The 21,781-nt window shown below is 37.8% G+C and carries 13 protein-coding genes; 9 read left to right on the top strand and 4 right to left on the bottom strand.

The features are described 5' to 3' along the window. Nucleotides 1-3: 3 nt before the first annotated feature. From H5089_RS11815 to H5089_RS11805, 3 genes are all read right to left on the bottom strand, one after another. Complete coding sequence (locus H5089_RS11815) at nt 4-3,285, bottom strand: tetratricopeptide repeat protein (RefSeq protein WP_182712256.1); 3,282 nt, start codon at nt 3,283-3,285, stop codon at nt 4-6. After that, nucleotides 3,285-5,993 carry an endo alpha-1,4 polygalactosaminidase gene (locus H5089_RS11810; RefSeq protein WP_182712255.1) on the bottom strand — a complete coding sequence of 903 codons (2,709 nt, stop codon included), beginning with the start codon at nt 5,991-5,993 and terminating at the stop codon, nt 3,285-3,287. Before H5089_RS11810 ends, H5089_RS11815 begins: the two co-directional genes overlap by 1 nt. 305 nt (nt 5,994-6,298) lie before the next feature. Further along, complete coding sequence (locus tag H5089_RS11805; protein ID WP_182712254.1) at nt 6,299-9,004, bottom strand: endo alpha-1,4 polygalactosaminidase; 2,706 nt, start codon at nt 9,002-9,004, stop codon at nt 6,299-6,301. 521 nt (nt 9,005-9,525) lie between these two features. Between H5089_RS11805 and H5089_RS11800 the strand changes: the two genes are divergently transcribed. The 5 genes from H5089_RS11800 to H5089_RS11780 all read left to right on the top strand — a co-directional run bounded on the left by H5089_RS11800 (nt 9,526) and on the right by H5089_RS11780 (nt 15,497). Next, nucleotides 9,526-11,193 carry a methyl-accepting chemotaxis protein gene (locus H5089_RS11800; protein WP_024597297.1) on the top strand — a complete coding sequence of 556 codons (1,668 nt, stop codon included), beginning with the start codon at nt 9,526-9,528 and terminating at the stop codon, nt 11,191-11,193. A gap of 121 nt (nt 11,194-11,314) precedes the next feature. Continuing rightward, nucleotides 11,315-11,830, top strand: coding sequence for a MarR family winged helix-turn-helix transcriptional regulator (locus H5089_RS11795; protein WP_231388420.1), 516 nt, complete (start codon nt 11,315-11,317; stop codon nt 11,828-11,830). Between the two features lie 133 nt (nt 11,831-11,963). Then, nucleotides 11,964-12,713 carry an RIO1 family regulatory kinase/ATPase gene (locus H5089_RS11790; protein ID WP_024596279.1) on the top strand — a complete coding sequence of 250 codons (750 nt, stop codon included), beginning with the start codon at nt 11,964-11,966 and terminating at the stop codon, nt 12,711-12,713. Nucleotides 12,714-13,027: 314 nt separating this feature from the next. Next, nucleotides 13,028-14,380 (top strand): magnesium transporter, encoded by a 1,353-nt coding sequence (locus tag H5089_RS11785; protein ID WP_165724231.1) that lies wholly within the window; start codon nt 13,028-13,030, stop codon nt 14,378-14,380. A gap of 55 nt (nt 14,381-14,435) precedes the next feature. After that, a complete protein-coding gene (locus tag H5089_RS11780; protein WP_024598984.1) occupies nt 14,436-15,497 on the top strand; it encodes a DUF21 domain-containing protein in 1,062 nt (353 codons plus the stop codon). A 32-nt stretch (nt 15,498-15,529) separates the two neighbouring features. Here the strand turns inward: H5089_RS11780 and H5089_RS11775 are convergent, their stop codons facing one another. After that, nucleotides 15,530-16,135 (bottom strand): TIGR04211 family SH3 domain-containing protein, encoded by a 606-nt coding sequence (locus tag H5089_RS11775; protein ID WP_002958928.1) that lies wholly within the window; start codon nt 16,133-16,135, stop codon nt 15,530-15,532. Between the two features lie 307 nt (nt 16,136-16,442). On the opposite strand from H5089_RS11775, the gene H5089_RS11770 reads away from it, so the two are divergent. The 4 genes from H5089_RS11770 to H5089_RS11755 all read left to right on the top strand — a co-directional run bounded on the left by H5089_RS11770 (nt 16,443) and on the right by H5089_RS11755 (nt 21,747). After that, entirely contained in the window at nt 16,443-17,966 is a 1,524-nt protein-coding gene (locus H5089_RS11770; RefSeq protein WP_182712253.1) for a CYTH and CHAD domain-containing protein, read from the top strand. Further along, entirely contained in the window at nt 17,967-18,632 is a 666-nt protein-coding gene (locus tag H5089_RS11765) for an START domain-containing protein (RefSeq protein ID WP_154903669.1), read from the top strand. An 87-nt stretch (nt 18,633-18,719) separates the two neighbouring features. Further along, entirely contained in the window at nt 18,720-19,529 is an 810-nt protein-coding gene (locus tag H5089_RS11760) for a phosphate/phosphite/phosphonate ABC transporter substrate-binding protein (RefSeq protein WP_024596275.1), read from the top strand. Beyond that, nucleotides 19,516-21,747 carry an ATP-binding protein gene (locus H5089_RS11755; protein WP_182712252.1) on the top strand — a complete coding sequence of 744 codons (2,232 nt, stop codon included), beginning with the start codon at nt 19,516-19,518 and terminating at the stop codon, nt 21,745-21,747. The genes H5089_RS11760 and H5089_RS11755 overlap by 14 nt, the downstream gene beginning before the upstream one ends. The last annotated feature ends 34 nt before the right edge of the window (nt 21,748-21,781 follow it).

Here is a 21,781-nt window from a genome sequence, read left to right as displayed (position 1 = left end):
ACATTAAAAATGTACGTAATAACCTAATTGTAATTGTGTATCTGAGTTACCCACTTTATTACTACTTTGGTAACCCAGCTGTAATTTAAATAAATCATCGCCCAGTACAGACCAACCTGCGCCACTTGAAACTGATACATCTACTGTATCGTTAAGTGTTTGATAGCCAGTACTTATATCAAATAACCACGAAGGGTTTGCGCCTAAATAAGGCGGCTCTAACGAACCCGTTGAGGCAAATGAGGTACCTAGTGCAAAGCGCCTAAATGGTTGAAGGTCAACTCTTAGAGGTCTTGTGTCTGTATTTATTAATGCATTTACACGTTCAAAGTCTTGCCATTGTGCACTAAAATAAGCGTTCCAAATTGGGCGGTCTTTTAAAATGCTGTATTGGTAACGAGCATTATATTCTTGGCCGTTTATTAGTGAGCTGCCATCGTCTCTTCGAGAAAAAGACATCGCTGCTGCTGATAGTTGTACGTTTTGTCTACCATCAATGTTGTAGTTAACATAAGCCGTGGCTTTATCTAGTTGAGCATAACTAAGTAGCGCTTCTGATTGGCGGTTTTCAACATTATATTCAAGCTTTAAACCTATCTGTGTACGCGAATCCCATTGATAACGAGAGTCTAAGCTAAGACCTTGGCGGCTAACTAAGCTGCCTTGGTGAGAATCTATTTTTGCATCAAAATACCAACGACCAAATGTCATTTTATCTTCTATCGCAAACAGTAATCCGTTGTTATCAAGATTTTGCTGATTACTTAAACTTAATTTCCATTGCCCATTAGCATAAGGAAAATAAACGTTTACATCGTACTGGCTACTGTTTAAACCAGCCTCTGGCGATAGGTTTATTTCAAGCGCTCTAAAATAGGATGCGCGTGCATTTCTGAGTAAACTCAATTGCGATTCATTTGCCTCGCCAGTGAGTTCTTCGTACCAACGCTGCATTGTTGCGTATGGCTGCTTTAGATAGAGTAGGGCGTTTAGTTCATCTAATTTGCTTAGTGAGCCTTCTGCTAATAGTTGTTTCGCTTTATTAAATTCGCCGTTGGTCATATAAAGTTGTAGTTTTTGCCATGGCTCTAATTTTTGTGCAGCTCTGCGCGCTAACCACCAGTTTGTTTGGGGCTCACCAATAGTGTCGGGGGCAAGTTCTTCCATTGTGTTTAATTGCATTAAATGAGGAACAGCCATCGCGCCCGCCCAGCGGAACATTAAGCCTCTGTATGCATATTTATCTTTAGGTAAGTGTTGCAGTAAATAGTGATTAAGTTCAGCAGCATTTGCATAATAACCAAGTTGCTTCATTACATCGGCTAAGTTAACCAGTGTTGTTAAATCGCTTGGATCTGCAATGGCTAATTTACGCAAATAAAAGTAGGCACTGTTATATGATTTTTCATAAATAGATAGGCTAGCTAAGAGCTGCGTCCACGCATAGGAAGTGTCGCTTTGAGAATATCGTGTTAAAATGTGGCCAATCATTACAGTGTCATGCATTTGCAGCGCTAACCAACCTTGTGCAAGCACAACATCAGAGTCATATTCGCTTAATTTAGCGGCGCGGTTTAAAGTTGTATAAGCTGAATTTAAATCACTTTGGTTTTGATACCAATTTGAAAGAATTAACCAAGCAGGGTAGAGAGCTTTATTGTAGCGCTGCTTATCAAGTTCAGCATGAATACGTGCAACTGATTTAGCATCATTTACTTGTGTGCTTAATAATGCAATTTGAATCAATTGACGGTCAGTTTGCGACTCACTTTTCCATAAATAATCAAGAAGCTCCTGAGGCCGACCTTCAAAGCGCAGTTGTTGGTAGTGCAGCATGTCGCCTACGCTCAAAGGACTTATTTTTTGTAACTTCTCTAATGCATATAGCTCATGAGCTTTGTCCTTAACTCGCATTGCCATGTCAACATTGGCGCTCCAAAACTCATCGTCAGAACTTTCATGTTTGTTTTTTAGTACTTGCAGAGCTGTAGAAAAGTCATCATCTAGCCAAAATGCGCGGGCAATCCAAAGTAAATCTTCTTCATTTTTAGGCCCTTTATATGTAGGCCACAAAGCTCTTAATGCTTTTAAATTACCAGTATCGTGAAGTACTTTTGCTTTCCAATATTGTGATAATGCACTTTTACCATTTATTTGCTCAAAGCGTTCAATATTATTTAATTCTTGCTTTGTGTTACCAATAAATTCGTTAGCTTGCATCCAATTAGCAAAGCCATTACCTTTTAGATTTCTATTTTGGGCTTTATATTCGTATATATCATTAGCGTCTTGGTATAAATATAAAGCGGTGGCATCGTTAATACTATCGGTAAGCATCGCAGGAGTTACAGCTTTGTTAGACATTAGCCATTTAAACTCTCGAAGTGCTTCTTTAGGCTTGTTTTGCCAGCGCTTTATCTTCCAATTTAATAAATGTAGCTCTTTGTCAGCTGGGCTTTGTAGTAATAGCTTTGCAAGTAATTGCTCAGCCCCTTTTGCATTTGCATTTGCTAAACGCAGGTGCATTGCTTGTGTTAAGTACTCGCTGTTATTTGGATCGGTCTTTAATAAACTTTCAATGGCTTGAGCCGCATCTTCTGTATTGCCTGCTAAGTTAGCCAAATAAAGTGTGCGTTTAATATTGGCTTGGTCGCCATAGGTTTTCCACCATGCATAAGCTTGTATCGGGTTATTTGCACCAAGTGCAGTTTCAATCGCTTTAGCTGCAATATCAGCATTTATATTTGTTTTATAAATAGCGAATGCTTTGTCAGGTTCCCCTGCGCTTAACCAGTAATCGGCTGCAAGGAGAGGCTGTTTATTTTTTTGATAGTACTGAGCAACTTTTGCATTTAACCCAACTGCTTTTGCAATAGTTAATATTTGTTCGTTCCAGTTTTTATGAGCACCAATTTTTAAAGATAACTCTTCAAAGCGGTCGTCAACTTTAGCACCGCTTGCTAGCCATAATGAGTAGAGCAGCTTTATTTCAAGTGTTGCTTTGCGCTCACCTCTAGGTAGCTTTTCAAGCTCGTTAGTAGCTTGTGAATACTCACTAAGCCCTATATGTAGCTCAACTAATTTTGCGCGTAGCTTTTCGTTGTCGGGCTCTGTATTGAGCGCTGCATTAAGGTAAGACTTCTCAAAGGTATAGTCTTGTGAAAGTGCATCATCTTCAAAAAATAAGGTATGTGGAAATAATGCATAAAGTGCAAAACAACTTACGGCTAATATCGCTAATATTGTTTTTACTGAAATTAACTGAGGGCGCTTTGTAGTATTCATTATAGTGCGGCTCCGTCGCAGTTAAGGTAACCATAAAAATCACCTGCAGGTATTTTGAAATGTGTTAATTTACCCCGATTAATACCTTTGAAGCGCTCACCCAAATTAGATACAAATTCGCAAGAACGTGCATTAATTAAATCAAGTGAAGCGGGCACCCATGCTTTAAAACTAACCGGTCCGTTAACTTGCCAGTTATTAATAACAACATTTGCAGATGCTAAATAAGGTTTTTTACTATTTTGGCTATGATCAAAGCTAAGGCGAGCTATGTTATTTATAATATGTATGTAGTCACCTTTTTCAGTTACACCAGATACACCTTCACTTTGAGCTATGTTTGGCACATCAAAATCGGTAGGTATGCGCAGAGTGCGAATGTACTTTGAGCTAAATAACCATTCATTATTACTGTTTTTTGCAAGTGCAGAAAAGTAAAAATCTTTTGCTACTTTTGCATAGTGGCTTAAATGCACCGGTGTATTTGGCCTTGCTAAAACATAATCTATGTTGTGTTTAAGAGCGTCTAGTCCCGCAAGAACTTCACCTGAATAAAAGTGATAATAAATAGTGTAAGGTTTTAACCTATATGGCTTTTCTGTTATTTCGAATGTTTCGGTTAAGCGTCTAAAGCCGTAATAAGGGCCATGCCATAAGTTTGTGTAAACATTTTCATTTAATATGGGGGCGTAAATTTGATACAGCAAATCTCTTTCAGGGCGACCGATAGGGGAGATGTGAGAAAGGCTTGGGTTATCAGCATTTACATCAGTATTACCGCCATTGACATTTAACACGCCAGCATCACGAGCCAGTTCAAGCGCTTTAGGACCAGGAGTTGCATCGCCTGACCATAACATCATCACTGTTTTTTTATTTTTAGGTGCGAGCTTGTCATTAATGTACTTTATCGAGTCGGTAATTTCTTTTTTAAGGCTAATTGTGTTGTAGCCAGGTACATCTAGATGAAAACCGTAATCAGTGTCGTCTTCATCTATTTTTTTTTGCCCAGATAGAGCAGTCCAAAAATAGGGGTGGCTATAGGTGTGTGAAGCAACTTCTACGTAAGGCAGGTTAAAAATACTACGCGCAATGCCTTCGAGTTTGGCACTTTGTTTAGAATGAATACCGCCTTCTTCAATATCAGCTTGGATCACTGATGACGTTAACGGTAGTTTGTAGTGTTTAATTATTTCATCTCGAATTACTTCTGCTGAATAAGGCTTACCTGCGTAGTGGGCAATACTTGTAAATCCATCTCCATCTATATGCAGCGTAAGCATTCGCCTGCCGCTTTCGGTGGTTGTATCTGGCACTAATATAGGTGGTAACCCCATTGCTTGAGTAAGCAATGTACGCGGATCAATAACCCATTTGCTGCCTTCCATCGGAAATGTATCAATTAGCCAAGGAGCAACCACGACTGCACCATATTTAGTTTTAGCCGCTTGTACAATTATCGTGTTATCAGCTGATTTTATTGTAATTAAAGGAGTCGCATTAGTTGCTAATTTTAGTAAATATGGTTTAACGATAGGGGGAGGTGTTGTGGATTCTCCTTTGAGCCAAGGTGCAAAGCTATCTTGTTTATATGGACCTTCAGGTAGTGTGTTTAACGACTCAATACCCATGTTAAATAGTAATTTAGTAGACTGTGGTAACTCGCCTAAAATAAGTTCTGGCACAACACCTAAATTAGCTTCAAGCCAATTGGTAAGTGTTGGGGTGTAAAATGCGTCGCTTGAGGTCCACGAAATAATACCGGCATGTAAGCTAGGGTCAACCAAAGGTAAGTCGCGTTTTGCCATATCTATGTAATCAGGTATGTACCCCAAATACTCAATCATGGTCGCAAGCTTTAAGTGTACGGTAGTGTATATGAGTGGTTTTACGTTACTGTTATAAGGGATTAAAATGCGCCTAGGGATCGGCGTAATTGATGATGTGCCCCACGTTTGCAAGTGACCGTCGGTCACCCACGGATTGAAACCTGCGTCTATAATATTTTGTGCCATAGTAAGGCGATTACCGGGCTTTGCATAATCAATAACTTGGACGTTGAGGCCTAAACTTTGTGCTGTTTTTAATTGTGCGCTTAGCCAATCTTGGTCGTTTTTGTTGGTCACTTTATAGCTATTGTCGGTTGGATTGAAGTGGCTATACAAACCCTCAGCAACTAAGTCACTTGCTAAATTAGCGAGTTTAGGCAATAACTCAAATCCCCGATTGAGGATAAGGTGCTTATCAAAAGTCTCAGATAGTGAGCTTATTATGGTGACTAACCCAGCTTGTTGATCGGGTTTACTGTGTGTAGCATCTAATAGCTGATAGCTATCTAGGGTATCTAAAAATAAGCCGCTAAAGCCGCGTGCTTTTAATGCCGCAGCGCTACTTTTAATATGTTGTTGCCAATGTGCTGATGCTAAATCGGCAATATGGCTATTCCAGTTAGGGTTAACTGCGAGTGAAGACTTACTTTCAATAAACGACTCACCAATACTTAAATAAGCATAGACAGCAATATTACGCTGTTTAAACCAATTAAGTTCGTGCTCAGTCACAAGATCAGGCTGGACTACAACGCGAGAATAAAAGGTCATTTCGGCTAATGGCATCGGCGCTGAGTAGTAAAATGCAATACTATTATTCACAGGCTTTGCAAATACTTGACTAGAAATTAAAAGCACTAGGTATAAAAAATATTTCATTAGTAATTCATTTCAATTAATTTATAACTGTGGCTCAAAGTAATGCGTTCCAATTTATCTAGCTATTTGGTATTAGTAATATAGGGTTATTATATGTTAATGGAAGATTAATTTCTACATGTTAATTCAACCATATACTCAAGGGGTATAATAACATGCTGGTTTGATTAACTCACCACAATAAAACCCATTGGTTTGCCACTCGAGTTATTAAGAGCAACCTACAAACCTATACTTAGAAAAACGATAAAAGAATGTATCAATATGTTACTTACAATAAGAGCTTAGTTTTTTATTACTCACCATCAAGCAGCTCTTTTACATTTTAAGTAACCGTAGAATTGACCTTTTGGCAGACTAAACTGTGTGATATCAGCATTTGATTTACCTTTAAAGCGCTTTCCATCATTAGAAACAAACTCACAAGAACGGCCATTAACTAAATCAATTTTAGCAGGCACCCAGGCTTTAAAACTGACAGCTCCATTCACTTGCCAATTATCCATGGAGACATTAGCTGAAGCTAAATACGGTACATTGTTTTCTTGGCTGTGATCAAAGCTAAGCTTTGCTAAATCATCAGTTATATGAATGTAATTACCCTTTTGAGTGACGCCGGATATTCCTGAACTTTGAGCTACATTAGGAACATCAAAATCATTGGGAATACGTAATGTTCGAATACTTTGAGAGCTAAAAACCCATTCGTTATTGCTGTTTTTAGCAAGAGCTGAAAAATAAAAGTCTTTAGCTATTTTTGCATACTGGCTTAAATGTACTGGCGTATTCGGTCTTGCAAGTACGTAGTCTATATTATATTTCAGGGCATCAAGTCCAGCAGGTAGTTCACCAGAATAAAAATGAAAGTAAATACTATAGGGTTTTAATCTGTATGGTTTTTCTGTAATTTCAAATGTTTCGATTAGGCGCTTAAAACCATAATAAGGCCCATGCCACAAGTTGGTGTATACGTTCTCGTTAATAATGGGTGCATAAATTTGGTATAACAAGTCACCTTCAGGTCGTCCAATTGGCGATACATTTGTAAGAGTTGGGTTATCAGCTTTTACTGAAGTATTACCACCATTCACGTTGAGCACGCCAGCTTTTCTTGCTATGGCTAAAGCCTTTGGTCCTGGAACCGCATCGCCTGACCATAGAATTAATACTGTTTTTTTATTCTTTGGCGTCAGTCGTTCATTAATATATTGAATTGACCCTGAAATTTCTTTTTCTAAATCGACAGAGAGATACCCAGGAATATTTAAATTAAGTCCGTATTTCGTATCATCTTCATCTATGTTTTGTATCCCTGATAGCACTTTCCAAAAGTAAGGGTGGCTGTATGTGTGTGATGCAACCTCTACATAAGGTAGTTTAAATATATCTCTTGCAACTTGCTCAAGTTCTTCACTTTGTTTTGGATGTAAGCCGTTAGGCTCTATGTCTGCTTGTATTATGGAGGATGTTAATGGCAATTTGTACCTTTTTATTATTTCATCGCGAATAACTTCTGAGTTGTATGGCTTACCTTTGAAGTGCGCAACGCTACTAAATCCATCGCCATCTATGTGCAAAGTTAACATACGCCTTCCGCTCAGAGTCGTTGTATCAGGAGCTAATATTGTGGGTAAATTTAGTACTTTTGTTAACAAGTTCTTAGGGTCTATCACCCATTTACTGCCTTCCAGTGGTAAATTATCAATTAGCCAAGGGGCTACTATTATGCCACCTAGTTTAGTCTTACTTCCTTGCGCTAGGATTTTACCATTTGCTGAACTAATGCTAATTAACGCTGTGGCGTCTGAGGTTAACTTAAGGGAATTTGGTCTGATAATTACAGGTGCTTTTGTAGTTTCACCTTTTAGCCAATCGGCAAAGTATTTAACTTCATAAGGTCCAGCTTGCGCATTATTTATATTTTCTACGCCTAAACTAATCAGTAATTTATTTGATTGAGGTAATTCCCCTAATATTAGCTCCGGTACTATTTTTAAACCCCCTTCCAGCCATTTAATAATCTCAGTACTATAAAATATACTATGAGTAGTCCAAGAAATAATGCCGGCATGTAAACTCGGATCTATTCTAGGTAAGCTTTCTTTAGCTACATCTACATAATCAGGAATATACCCTAAGTATTCTATGATTGTAGCAAGCTTTGAATGAACAGATTTTTTAACTAATGGTGAAATATCGCTATTATAAGGAATTAATATTCGCCTAGGCACCGGTTTTATAGATGATGTACCCCATGTTTGCAAGTGGCCATCTGTCACCCATGGATTAAAACCTGCGTCTATAATCTTTTGTGCCATAGCGAGGCGGTTATCGGGCTTTGCATAATCAATAATTTGGACGTTGAGGCCTAAGTTTTGTGCTTTTTTTAATTGTGCGCTTAGCCAATTTTGGTCGTTTTTGTTAGTCAGTTTATAGCTATTGTCGTTTGGGTTGTAATGGCTATATAAACCTTCCGCCACTAAATCATTGGCTAAATTAGCGAGTTTAGGCAATAGCTCAAAGCCCCGGTTGAGGATAAGGTGCTTATCAAAAGTCTCAGAGAGTGAACTTATTATGGTGACTAATCCAGCTTGTTGTTCGGGTTTACTGTGCTTGTCATCTAAAAGTTGATAGCTGTCTAGAGTATCTAAAAATAAGCCGCTAAAACCACGTGCTTTTAATGTCTCAGCGCTCCTTTGAATATGTTGTTGCCAATGTGCTGATGCTAAATCGGCAATATGACTATCCCAGTTGGGGTTTATACTAAGTGATGACTTATTTTTATTAAAGGACTCGCCAACACTTAAATAAGCATAAACAGCAATATTACGTTGTTTAAACCAATTAAGTTCGTGCTCAGTGACGTGTTCGGGCTGAACTACAACGCGAGAATAAAAAGTCATTTCGGCTAGAGGCATCGGGTACGAATAGTAAAATGCAATACTATTATTTACAGGCTTTGCAAATACTTGACTAGAGATTAAAAGCACGAGGTATAAAATATATTTCATTAGTAATTCATTTTTATTAATTCATAACAGTGGCTCAAAACAATATGTTTTAATCTATCTGGTTATTTGTTACTAGGAAGATAGGGTTATTATATGTTAATAAAAAATTAATCTCTACATATTAATTTAACCTTGAGGCCAATATTTATACTCGCTTACAAATAATCTAACTCGCCGCAATTAAAACTAATTAACTTAAATAAAAGCAGTAAGGCTACGTGGATATTATTTATAGAGAGTGTTTTAAATAATGGATAAACGTTGGATGAATTATTTTTATTAAGACTAAGGTCTCTGCGTTATTGGTGTCTAAAATGCCGAGTTGGGATTATAATATGGCTAAGCTGACTTCTAACTAACTTGGTCCTACCTAATTTTACCTATGCTTTTCTTAATATAAGTTTAAAGCGATATAAATGAGCGAAGTTATTTTGGGCAAATAAGTAAATCTGCAAACTATATTAGTTTTGCTAGATTTTAGTTGTTGCTGCACACACACCTTTATTCACCTCGGAGAAAAAATGAGTAATTTAAGCTTGAAAAACAAATTGCTGTTACTAGCTATTTTACCGCTAATGCTACTTTTGATCAGCTTAATGCTGAGTTCTTATTATTTAGAGAATAAAAATCAGCAACAAAATTTTGAAGCATTTCAAACTAAGTTAATAAGTGACAAGCAAACGTTACTAAGTACCGAAATTGAAATTGCTAGCAAAATTGTTCGCTATCAATTAGCAAATGGCTCTGAGCAAGATGCTAAAAACGCTTTAAGAGACTTAACATTTGGCCAAGGTGGTTACTTTTTTATATACGACACCAATGGCATTAGTGTTTTTCATGCATTACTAGGTGATGCTATTGAAGGGCAAAACAAAATAGGGATGACTGACCCTAACGGTAAAAAAATAATAGTGGGCTTATTAGAGCAAGCTAGAAAAGGCGGTGGCGCTTTTAACTATCATTTTCAAAAACCAAATACCACAGGCTTAGTTGAAAAGATGGGCTATGCAGCAATGATACCAGGCACAAACTGGATGATTGGTACTGGCGCATATATGGATGATATAGACGCAGAGCTACTTAAATACCAAACAACAATGCAAGATCACATGAATGATAAGGTAATGACCTTATTATTAATTGCTTTATTTTGGGTTGTTTTAACAATTATATGTGCGTTAGTTGCCGCAAACACAATGGTAAAACCAATACAGCGCATGGCGCAAAGCCTTGACGATATTGCAAAAGGTGAGGGCGATTTAACTAAGCGTCTAGACATTGATACTAATGATGAAATAGGTCAACTTGGCGAAGCATTTAATATGTTTGTAAGTAAGCTACATGGCATTATTGCTAATGTGGTTGATGTAACACACGATGTAAAAACAGCTTCTGGTGACATAAATACACAAACACGATTAATTGAAGACAAGTTACTTAATCACAATCATGAAACAGACCTTGTTGCAACGGCTATTACCGAAATGTCGGCTACTTCTCATGAGGTGGCTCAAAATACAAACCAAGTGGCAGAGTCAACTCAAGCGGCAACGCAAGAAGTTGCTAAAGCTCAAGAGTGTGTTGATATTTCACTCTGTGAGGTTTCAAACTTAATGGGCGAAATTAACCTAGCTGCTGAACAGGTTGATTCACTCAGTGATCAATCTAAAAAGATTAATAGCGTACTAAGTGTAATTGGTGGAATTGCTGAGCAAACAAACTTACTTGCACTCAATGCTGCAATAGAAGCTGCGCGAGCAGGTGAGCAAGGCAGAGGGTTTGCAGTTGTAGCCGATGAAGTAAGAAGCCTAGCAAGTCGTACTCAAGTTAGCACACTAGAGATTAGTGAAATGTTGAGTGAGCTACATAATTTAGTATCAGATGCAGTTGCAGCAATGCAAGCAAGCCAAAGTAGTTGTAATCGCTCTGTTGAATCCTCTCGTGCTATTTCAGAAAGTTTAGGCGCTGTAACAAGCTCAGTTAGATCAATTAACGACATGAGCACACAAATTGCGACAGCGGCGCTGGAGCAAAGTAGCGTTACAGAAGAAATAAACCGTAATGTATTTGCTATTCAAGAAATAGTTAATGAGCTAACTATTTCAAGTAAAACCACCTCTTCAGTTGGTCAGCATTTAGCTGGGCGTGGTGAAAGCTTAGGACACTTAGTTGGCCAGTTTAAGATTTAACAAAATTTTAAACTATATAAAATAAAGCCGCTGATTGCGGCTTTATTTTTGTGGCTTAGTTTTAGCTGCTTAGTTTTTATAAAAATTATTGAATTTTTTGTATGCGTTAAGGTCTATCAGCATGCAAATATACTTATACAGTGGAATAACTATGCAAAACATGCCATCAATTAAACGTTGTACTCGAGAAGAGTTAGCGCCAGAGCAAGATTTGGGGCGTTTAGTCTCTTTTTTACGTTCGAGATTAGCCATTCATGTTGATGCCAAGTTACTTCCTATGGACTTAACTTCTGCGCAATATATTGTGGTTGTACTACTTGCGAGAGAGTCGGTTAATACGCTTGCAGGACTTTGCGAGTATATGGTTTATGATCGTGGCGCTATGAGCCGCTTACTAAACCGACTTGAAGAAAAAGGACTCATTATTAAAACGCAATGTGAGCTTGATAAGCGCTCAACTATTTTGTGTTTAAGTGAAAAAGGTAAAGCTCTTTGTCCTGAAATTATGCCTGTAGTGAACGAAGTCTATGCGCAAGCATTAAGTGGTTTTTCGGAGCCAGAAAAAAACCAAATAATCGACTTACTATTCAAAGCTATAAATAATCTTGATTCACTGCCAGACTCCCCCCAAAAGTAGATTATCAATAAAATAGCGATACTGTTTCAATAGAAAGTTAGCGTGCTAATTAGTTGATCTGATTGTGCGCAGAATCTAACTTTGATAATATAGTTGCCTAGGCAATTAAAGTTATCATCTTGTTAGGTTTGTTATGATTGAAAATAATTTGTTAGTACAATTACAACAGCAATTTCCAGAACATACTTTTATGCAACATCACTTAAGTGTTGTCCATAAGGGACGTTTTGCTAACGCGATTGTGTATCGATATAAAGATAATGAATTTGATTTAATCGTTAAAGATTTTAGCCAAAGCCCTTGGTTTATCCGCAAAACATTTGCACGAATGTCGGTAAATCAAGAGTATAAAGGGTTGAGCCGTTTAGCAGAGCTTGATGCAGTTGCTAACCGCTTTTGTAGATTGTCGCCGATAGCGGTTGCTTATAACTATATTGAAGGCACGCCACTGCGCGCTTTAATTCATGAAGACAAAACACTACCTGTTAACTTTTTTAGTGAGCTTGAGCGTCAAGTAGCAAAAATGCATCGCAAAGGCATCGTGCATTTAGACTTGCGTAATATGGGTAATATTTTATGCGGCGCAGACGGTAAACCTTACTTTATTGATTTTCAGTCCACTATTAGCTTTTCTCGTTTTCCACGTTGGTTGCAACGCTTTATGCGAGGATCTGACATGTCAGGCGTATATAAAGCATGGAATAAATTGGGTGAGCAGCCTCTGCCACAAAAAAAGCAAGACTATTTAGAGCGCTTTAATCACGTGCGTAAACGCTGGATTTTTAAAGGTTACCCAATACAGCGTGGCTATGCGTGGGGCACTGCACTTATTACTCAATTTGTAGATTCTGACTTAGTACGAAATATTACTGATAGACTTTAATTTAAAGCATAAACCGTAATTTAAAAACACCTAATTCATTGTGTGATTTTGCCCATATTAGCCTAGCTAATATGGGATTTTTATTATTATAAGTAATCCCTTTAGTTTGTTTACTTGTTGTTTAATCCCTCAAAAATAATTCCTTTTACTGTTTTTTTAATTTTTTAAAATAAATATTAGTACTGCATTTAGTTTGCCCATACAATGCGCAAAAATAGCTTGCGCATGCTTAATAAGTTCACGTTTTTTCTGCAATTTTTTATTGTTCAAGTAGACTATAAATAATGTGCGCTTTTAAATTTTAAGGTTTTAAGATGATTGAGTATCCGGTAGACCAACTTCCACAGCTCATAAATGATTTATTGCAATGCGATACAACAGAACGCAAAAATAAATTATTAGCAGATGCGCAGTTAACGCTTTCAACAGAGCACCTGTCATTACTTTTTGAGGCGATACCAAAAGAGCAACGACTTGAAATTTGGCAGTTGCTTGATGAAGACACGCAACACGAAATTTTTGTTAATTTAAGTGAAGATAGTTGTTTGTGGTTGCTACAAACGCTAGAAGACACTGAGGCTTTTAAACTTCTTGATGAAGTTAATGTAGAAGAGCTACTGGAACTTGAAGAAGTTATACCAGAGCGATTTGTTGAGTATGCAAAAAAGCAACTCGATGAAGCGCAAACCAAACAATATGATTTAGCGCAGCAATACCCGCCAGAGCAATTAGGTCACTGGTTAGGTTTTGACTTTTTAAAAGTATCGGAGAAGCTAACAGCCGGTGGTGCTAAAAAATTGCTACACAAAGGTTTACCGCAATACAGTGAAGTTATTTATTTAGTAAGCCGCAAGGGTAGTTTAATAGGTGAGGTTGCGGTAAATGATTTAATAAAAGCCAGCGACACCGATAACTTAATGACATTGGCAAATCATGACTTTTCATCGCTCCATGCTGATGATGATTTATATGAAGCGGCAGAAGTGGTGATCCACAGTGAAAAAATGGCACTGCCAGTGGTTAATGTTGATAACAAATTACTTGGGCGATTAACCATTGCCTCTGCTTATGAATTACGACAAGAAATTGCTGATGAAGCAGCCGCTAAAGCCGGTGGTTTACGTGAAGACGAAGACCTGTTCGCAAGTGTGCGAAAAAGTGCTAAAAACCGTGGCATATGGTTAGGTATTAATTTAGCTACTGCCTTTTTAGCGTCGTGGTTTATCGGTTTATTTGGCGCAACGATAGAACAAGTTGTAGCACTAGCGGTATTAATGCCAGTGGTCGCTTCTATGGGGGGAATTGCAGGTAGTCAAACATTAACCGTTATTGTGCGAGGTTTAGCGCTTGGACAGGTTACAGATTCAAACCGCAATGCGTTACTTAAAAAAGAGCTACGTGTTGGCGCTGTAAATGGCTTGGTATGGGCGTTTGTAATAGGTCTGCTTACCTTCTTATGGTTTAACGATTTAATGCTCAGTATTACGATTACGGTAGCCATATTATTGAATTTAGTCGCTGCGTCACTAGCGGGTGTTGTTATTCCGTCTATTTTAGACAAAATGAAAATTGATCCTGCGTTATCTGGTTCGGTAATTTTAACTACCGTTACCGATATTGTTGGGTTTGTTACCTTTTTAGGTTTAGGCAGTTTATTGCTTTTATAAGCCTTATACCAATTCGCTTAATTAAGTGAATTGGTATTACTAACAGGAAAATACAATGACCTTTGAAGTCATGATTTGGTGTGCAATTGCTTTGTGTATTTCACAATCGGCAATATTTTCGGGCTTAAACTTAGCGTTTTTTTCACTAAGTAGGCTTCAGCTTGAAATGGAAAGTGCAAAAGGGAACGAGGCGGCCATAAAAGTCATGGCCCTTCGAAACGACTCTAACTTTTTATTATCGACTATTTTGTGGGGTAACGTAGGTATTAACGTACTACTTACACTACTTTCTGATTCGGTATTAATGGGCGCAAGTTCGTTTTTATTCTCAACTATCGCAATTACTATTATTGGTGAAATAACACCACAGGCTTATTTTTCGCGTAATGCGTTAAAAATGGCGAGCCTACTTTCGCCGTTAATTAAGTTTTATCAGATTCTGTTTTATATAGTTGCTAAGCCAACTGCTTTAATTCTCGATGCATGGTTAGGTAAAGAGGGGATTACGTACTTTGCTGAAAGTGAGCTCAGGGGTATTATTCGCAAACACATAGAGGCTGAAGAAGCTGATGTTCAACACGTTGAGGGAATAGGCGCGCTTAACTTTTTTAGCTTAGATGAAATAAGCGTAACCAAAGAGGGTGAGGTAATTGATCCAGACTCGATTATTGCTTTGCCTACTAAGCTTGATTTGCCTATTTTCCCAGACCTTACATTAACAACTGATAATGAGTTTTTACGCAAACTACATAAGTCAGGTTATAACTGGGTGATCATTACCAATGAAGACGGTTGGCCTTTATTAGTGGTAGATGCTGACGGCTTTTTAAGATCAGCGTTATTTGAGCCAGATACGTTTGACCCTTATCACTATTGTCACAGACCTATAATTGTTGCTGATGAAGCGATGCGTTTAAGTGAAGTGATTTTAAAAATACGGGCTAATCATTCTTTAGATAAATCGTTTGATGGGGCCATTGATCACGATGTGGTATTAGTGTGGAGCGATGTGAAACGCATTATTACCGGCGCTGATATATTTGGTCGGTTGCTCAAAGGTATGAGTGCACCAAAACTCGAACTGCATGAAAATACAGAGAATAAAAAGCCGCTGTAAAGCGGCTTTTTTGTATTTAGTTGGATGGAGCTTTACGCCCAACCTTCGTAGCGCTTACGACGTGACAGCACTATCGTTAATATAATACCTAAAAACAGGCCTAAAAACGCAATAGCACCACCGTAAGTAAGTAGCTGGCGTTTCTCTTTTGAGCTAGCAGCTTCTTTTTGAGTGCGCTCTTGCTCTAGCGTTGTTTTAAGCTTAGTAATTTGAGCAGATAACTGCAGATTTTGATCTGTTAAAGTTTGGTTTTGTTCTTGTAGCTGTGGAAGTTCTATTTGAGCTTGGCGTAGTTTTTCTTGCATAGTGCTCATTTCGCTACTTAGTGTTTTGTACTGTTGGTGTAAGCCCGCTGTTTTAGTAATAAACTTAGTTTCTATCCAGCCTTCGCGGTCTTTATCATCTTTAATTTTTATAAAGCCGTTTTCTTCATTTGATAACAAGGTTAACTTTGTTCCAGCATCTACAGAGCCGAGTAGTCGATAATTTTTACTCGCCCCAGAGCGCATAAAAGTGTATAGATTATCGATAATATAAGCGGTGTTTGCATTCGTTGAATTTGCAGGTTGTGCTTCTTGTGCATAACTCATGAATGTGGTGGCTGTTAAAAGTAGCCCTAATAAACAATGTTTTAGCATTTATCTACCTTGTTGATCTAACTGCGTCCGTTATGAACGTGATTTTTATTTCACATAAGTAGTTAGATAGTATGGATTAAATAGATCAATAGCAAGACTGATATTGTAACCCAGTACGGTAACGCAGGAGTAGTTATCGAGTCCACTAGGTTACAAGCCTCACGCTGTGATTAAATTGCTCCTAGATAGAACGAATTTTAATCCGCAAAGGTCATCAAGCCCTAAAATAAGGTTAAAAAATTTGCATTGTTAAGGCGCTTTGTTTATTTTGAGCACTTATTTATTTTAAAGGTAATCCGCAAACCGAATGGATACTGAGATAGAACTGAAATTTTTGGTATCAGATGCCGTTATTCCACTGATCCCCTCGTTAATTACTCAATTTGCAAAAACGGTGAAGAATAAACCGTCTCGCAGCTTACAAAATGCATACTACGATACGCCAAGCAGAGAGCTTAGAGCGCTTGATATAGGCTTTCGAACGCGTTGTTCTGACAGCGAATGCGAGCAAACTATAAAGCTTGCAGGTGAAGTGGTAGGTGGTTTACACCAACGTCCAGAGTACAATTTACCAATTGAATCAAGCCGCCCTAATTTAATGGCGTTTGATGCTGATATTTGGCCTCATGGCATGCAAATAAGCGCCATCTCAAAAAACCTGTATCCAATATTTAGTACTAACTTCATTCGTCGTACTTGGTTAATTGAAACCGAAAGTGGCGCTAAAATTGAAGTCGTACTCGATAAAGGTGAAATTGCGGCTTCGGGTAAAATTGAAATTATTAGCGAGCTAGAAATTGAGCTAGTTGAGGGCAGTCGTAATGAGCTGTTTGCATTTGCAGATATACTAGTTAGCCAAAACTGCATACGCTTAGGTTTGTATTCTAAGGCCGCGCGTGGTTATCGACTTGCTGATGAAAAACCTTTAATGCCAAGCAAATCTATTGGTTTTGTACAATTACCAAAGTCGACTACTCAAGAGTGTGCTTTAGTTGAAGCCATGAACTTTGGCATTCGCTTTGTACAAAAGCACGAGCAATGCTATTTCGATAAGCCAAGTTTAAAAACACTTAAACGCGTAACTGACGGCATCAGTTTAATCCGCCATACTTTTTGGCTATACGACGATATAGTATCTAAAGAAAGTACAGAGCACTTACGTACCGAACTTAAATGGTTATTAAGTGAATTAGCGTGGGTAGAAAACGCGATTCAATTAAAAACGTACACGTCTAAACGCCATGCTTTTTATAAAAAAATTAATGCGGCGCCAGCACTTGCTCAAGTCATTGGAGACTTAAAAGAGTTACAGCCAAGCATTGACGATATAAATGCACTGTTTCACAGCGCACGTTATAATCGTTTATTACTATCGTTAACTACCTGGTTAATCGATAAGCAATGGCGTAAAGACTGGGGGCAAGCAGAGCTTCAAGCGGCTGAGCAAAATGTGTCGTCTATTGCCAATAGGCTTTTCAATAAAGACTGGAAAAACCTGCACGAGTTGCTTCCAAAGGAGCAAACACTCGATGTCGCTTCGTATTTAAACCTACGAACTCAGCTTGAAAATAGCCTACTGAGCGGTAACTGTTTAGGATCGTTATTTGATAAAGAAGAACGCCTAGAGTTTAGATTGCCTTGGCTTGATATTTCTCATGGTATTTATGAATTAAGTACGCTTGAGTATTTAAAGCAATTATGTGCAGGGCAAGAGGACGAACAGCTTGCTAAAATCCAGTCATGGCTTGAACAAAAGTCTGAATATTTGGTCAGTGCCATGGAGCAAAGTCGCCTTGCTTCACTTGACATAGAACCTTACTGGCAAAAATAAATGATGCGCTTTTGTAATAAAATTCAGTTGCAAAAGTGTTTATTCGTTATTTTTTTATTAGTTAGTTTTAACACTTACGCTGAGCCCATATGGCATTTGTATAAAAACAAAAATGGCGTAAGTGTGTATTATCAAAGCCACAGTGATAATACCTTTGAAGTAAAAGCGCAGATGAGCGTGAAAGGCGTATCCACCAATGAGTTTTTAGAATTACTTAGTGATACCGATGCCGCACCCCAATGGCTCGAAAATATATCTCAGGTAAAGGTTATTAAGCACATAAGCCCATCAGAAAATTTAGTGTACAGTTATTTTAATTCTCCTTGGCCTGTTAGAGATAGAGATAGCATTACTTATTCTTGTTATTCACAGTTGACTGCAAATAAAAGCCAATTGCTTATTAAGGCTCGCCCTAATAAGCAGCCCAAAAACAATGGCGTTATAAGAATTACTACTTTAAATGCACGCTGGCTGCTGAGTGAGGACAAAGGCCGCCTTGATATTGAGTACCAAGTATATGCTTTGCCTGATGGGGCAATACCTACTTGGCTAAGCAATAAGGTCGGATTGAAAAGTACTTACATCACATTTATGAACTTGCATCATATGCTCACAGATAAAAAATACACTCCAAAACTACCTGTAATCAAAGCAGGTCAATGCTAAATATCGAATATATAATAATTTAATGGTGTGTTGAGTAGTCTTTAACTACGCTTAAGCAATAATGACACGCTATTATTTGGAGAATTGATGAAGTATTTAGTGGCTATATTATGTTTGATACACAGCTCATTCTTATTAGCTCAAGAATATACCTTTGGTGTAGTGCCGCAATACGAGCCGCAAAAGCTAAATACTATTTGGCAACCTTTGTTAAAGCAAGTAAGTAAGCAAACGGGAATAACAATAAAGCTAATTACAGTTGAGTCTATTCCTGTATTTGAAAAAGCCTTTGCTAATGGCGAGTACGACTTTGCATACATGAACCCATGGCATAGTGTTGTAGCATACGAAAAACAGGGATATTTACCATTAATAAAAGATGCAGGGCGAAAGCTGCAAGGTATTTTGCTCGTAAACAAAGACAGTGATATTGATAATTTAAGCCAACTAGAGGGCGCTGAAATAGCATTCCCTGCACCTAACGCATTAGGTGCGTCATTATTAATGAGAGCTGATTTAGCATTGTTATACGGGCTAACAATAAAGCCTGTATATGTCCAAACTCATCCATCGGTATATTTAAATGTAGCACTGCACTCAACAATGGCGGGCGGTGGTGTAATGGGCACATTTAAACAACAACCAGAAAGCTTACAAAATAAACTCAAAATTCTTTATAAAACGCGTGAAATTAGTCGCCACCCAATTGTAGCCCATCCAAGGGTTGATCCTGCAATACAGTTAAAAGTGCAACAAGCTATTTTAGATATAGGGCAAAGCCCAGAGCATAAACATTTACTTGCAGGTATCCCAATTATTAAACCTAGTATTGCAACTTTAGCAGAGTATCAGCAGTTAACTCAGTGGGGCTTGCGCTCATTTTATGTTGAAAATTAGAGGGTTTCGTAGTTTAAGGGCGCAAAGCTTTATTGTTGTATTGCTTTGTGGCTTGCTTATGGCATGTCTTTTTATGTTTTACGCATTACCTGAACAAGCGCGTTGGGTAAACGATGGCCTTTCAAAGGCTGCTCAGCGTTCTTTAGCGCAGTTATCGACTTCTATAACGACTCCGTTGTTAACTAGGCAATATGCAGAGCTATATGAAGAAATAGACAGTCAACTTCAAACTCGCCCTAATTGGAAAAGTATTAAAATTGTTGACGTTGATTCAAAAAACCAATTGTATCCGCTTGAGAATTGGGTTGGAGCAAATGAAAACGGCGACATGCTGTTATCTCAACAGGTGGTATTTTTAGACAAACCGCTGGCTAATATTAGCTTGGTTGTTAATTTTACGAATGAAATTAACGAATCTTCAAAACTTCATTACACCTTAATATATATACAATTTATTATTTTAGTTATCGTTTTTATAGGTTTAGCTTGGCTGGTGGATTACAGGGTTACATCGCCTTTGAGGACGCTAAAACTTGGGTTTTCACGTTTAGCCAAAGGCGACTTTGATTGCCATATAGATAAACAACAACAAAATGAAGTGGGCAGTGTAATAAATGCATTTAATAATATGGTTGATGAGGTTGCGAATAACCATCAAAAATTAAATGCATTACGAATTCAAGCTGAGTCTGCAAGTAAAGCAAAGTCAGATTTTATGGCCAGTATGAGCCACGAATTAAGAACTCCATTAAATGCAATTTTAGGCTTAGCCCAGCTGTATGGATATGATGAGAGTGCTAATAAAGTACAAAAAGAAAACGCGAAAAGCATTTATCAAGCTGGAGAGCATTTACTATTACTCATAGACGATGTGCTTGATTTAACAGCTATTGAGTCGGGTAATATGCAGTTTAGTTTTTCTTATGTGCCTATTAAAAGCATATTAGAAGAGTCAGTAGAGCTTGTCACTGAGCTAATTAAAGGGCAATCAATAACACTGCAAACTCATGGTTTTGAGTCCTTAGAAGGGTTGAGTATTTATATTGATCAGCGCCGCTTTAAACAAGTGATGCTTAACTTGCTTTCAAATGCGATTAAATACAACAAACTAAATGGCAGCATTAATATTAATTGTCGGGTGTTAAGTAATAAACAATGCGAAATAGATGTAATAGATACCGGATGCGGATTTTCTCCAGATGACATTTCTCGCCTATTTAAACCTTTTGACCGCTTAGGCGCTGAAACTAGTAAAGTAAATGGAACCGGTATTGGTTTAGTGATAACTAAGCAGCTGGTAGAGCGTATGCAAGGGTCTTTGAGCGCACAAAGCGAGCAGCACAAAGGTTCTTGTTTTACGCTAAACTTTAACAGTTTTGATCAAACTGACTTGCCAGCACAAGTTCAAGCCCCTCAAATAACACAGCAAAGCTTAAATGCGGTAACGCTTCCTACGCTTGAGGTTTTAGTGGCAGAAGATCAAGTTACAAATCAGCAAGTGTTAAAACAGCAATTAACTATGCTTGGAGTGTGCTCTACTTTTGTAAGTAACGGTGAGCAAGCTTGGGAGGCCATACAAAATAAACGCTTTGATATTTTACTAACCGACATTCAAATGCCCTTACTCGATGGGTTAGGGTTAGCCAAAAAAATACGAGAAAACACTCATTTTGATGAACTGATTATAATTGCAATTACGGCCAACATTACCAAAAACAACATAGATAATTGCTATAGTTGTGGAATGAATGGCTTTTTAACAAAGCCTATTGAGCTTGTTAAATTAAAGTCGTTATTGATGGAGCATTCTCAAACTATGGTCAATACACGTTCAGAAAAATCAGATGGTGAAAATATAGCTTCAGATAGTTTTGATCAATTAGATATTACGCTACTAAAAGCAATGCTTGGTGATGATCCTAGCGTACATTGCATGGTATTTAATGCGTTTTTACAAACAGCAGGGGAGCAAATTAAATTAGCTAACGCGTATGCTAAAAGTAAAAACTATGTTGATTTAGCTTTTCAGGCTCATGCATTAAAGTCGTCTTCAAAGTCTGTTGGGGCTATTGAGTTGGCAAATATATGCCAGCAGATAGAAACACAGGCAGAAAACGAAACAGTTAAAAATGAATATATACAGCAGCTGGAAGAGCGCTTTAACGATGTAGTCACACAACTTAAAAGCTATTGTTTACGATATGAAAAACGCACATAAAAAATGGCTCTTAAAGAGCCATTTTTTGTTTTAG

The organism is Pseudoalteromonas sp. SR45-1, from assembly GCF_014163655.1.
Lineage (GTDB): Bacteria > Pseudomonadota > Gammaproteobacteria > Enterobacterales > Alteromonadaceae > Pseudoalteromonas > Pseudoalteromonas distincta.
This window is presented reverse-complemented; position numbering and strand designations above follow the sequence as displayed.

Excerpts from the sequence above, each read along its gene's own strand:
- H5089_RS11815 (WP_182712256.1), bottom strand. The coding sequence starts at position 3,285 with ATGAATACTACAAAGCGCCCTCAGTTAATTTCAGTAAAAACAATATTA.
- H5089_RS11810 (WP_182712255.1), bottom strand. The coding sequence starts at position 5,993 with ATGAAATATTTTTTATACCTAGTGCTTTTAATTTCTAGTCAAGTATTT.
- H5089_RS11805 (WP_182712254.1), bottom strand. The coding sequence starts at position 9,004 with ATGAAATATATTTTATACCTCGTGCTTTTAATCTCTAGTCAAGTATTT.
- H5089_RS11800 (WP_024597297.1), top strand. The coding sequence starts at position 9,526 with ATGAGTAATTTAAGCTTGAAAAACAAATTGCTGTTACTAGCTATTTTA.
- H5089_RS11795 (WP_231388420.1), top strand. The coding sequence starts at position 11,315 with ATGCAAATATACTTATACAGTGGAATAACTATGCAAAACATGCCATCA.
- H5089_RS11790 (WP_024596279.1), top strand. The coding sequence starts at position 11,964 with ATGATTGAAAATAATTTGTTAGTACAATTACAACAGCAATTTCCAGAA.
- H5089_RS11785 (WP_165724231.1), top strand. The coding sequence starts at position 13,028 with ATGATTGAGTATCCGGTAGACCAACTTCCACAGCTCATAAATGATTTA.
- H5089_RS11780 (WP_024598984.1), top strand. The coding sequence starts at position 14,436 with ATGACCTTTGAAGTCATGATTTGGTGTGCAATTGCTTTGTGTATTTCA.
- H5089_RS11775 (WP_002958928.1), bottom strand. The coding sequence starts at position 16,135 with ATGCTAAAACATTGTTTATTAGGGCTACTTTTAACAGCCACCACATTC.
- H5089_RS11770 (WP_182712253.1), top strand. The coding sequence starts at position 16,443 with ATGGATACTGAGATAGAACTGAAATTTTTGGTATCAGATGCCGTTATT.
- H5089_RS11765 (WP_154903669.1), top strand. The coding sequence starts at position 17,967 with ATGATGCGCTTTTGTAATAAAATTCAGTTGCAAAAGTGTTTATTCGTT.
- H5089_RS11760 (WP_024596275.1), top strand. The coding sequence starts at position 18,720 with ATGAAGTATTTAGTGGCTATATTATGTTTGATACACAGCTCATTCTTA.
- H5089_RS11755 (WP_182712252.1), top strand. The coding sequence starts at position 19,516 with ATGTTGAAAATTAGAGGGTTTCGTAGTTTAAGGGCGCAAAGCTTTATT.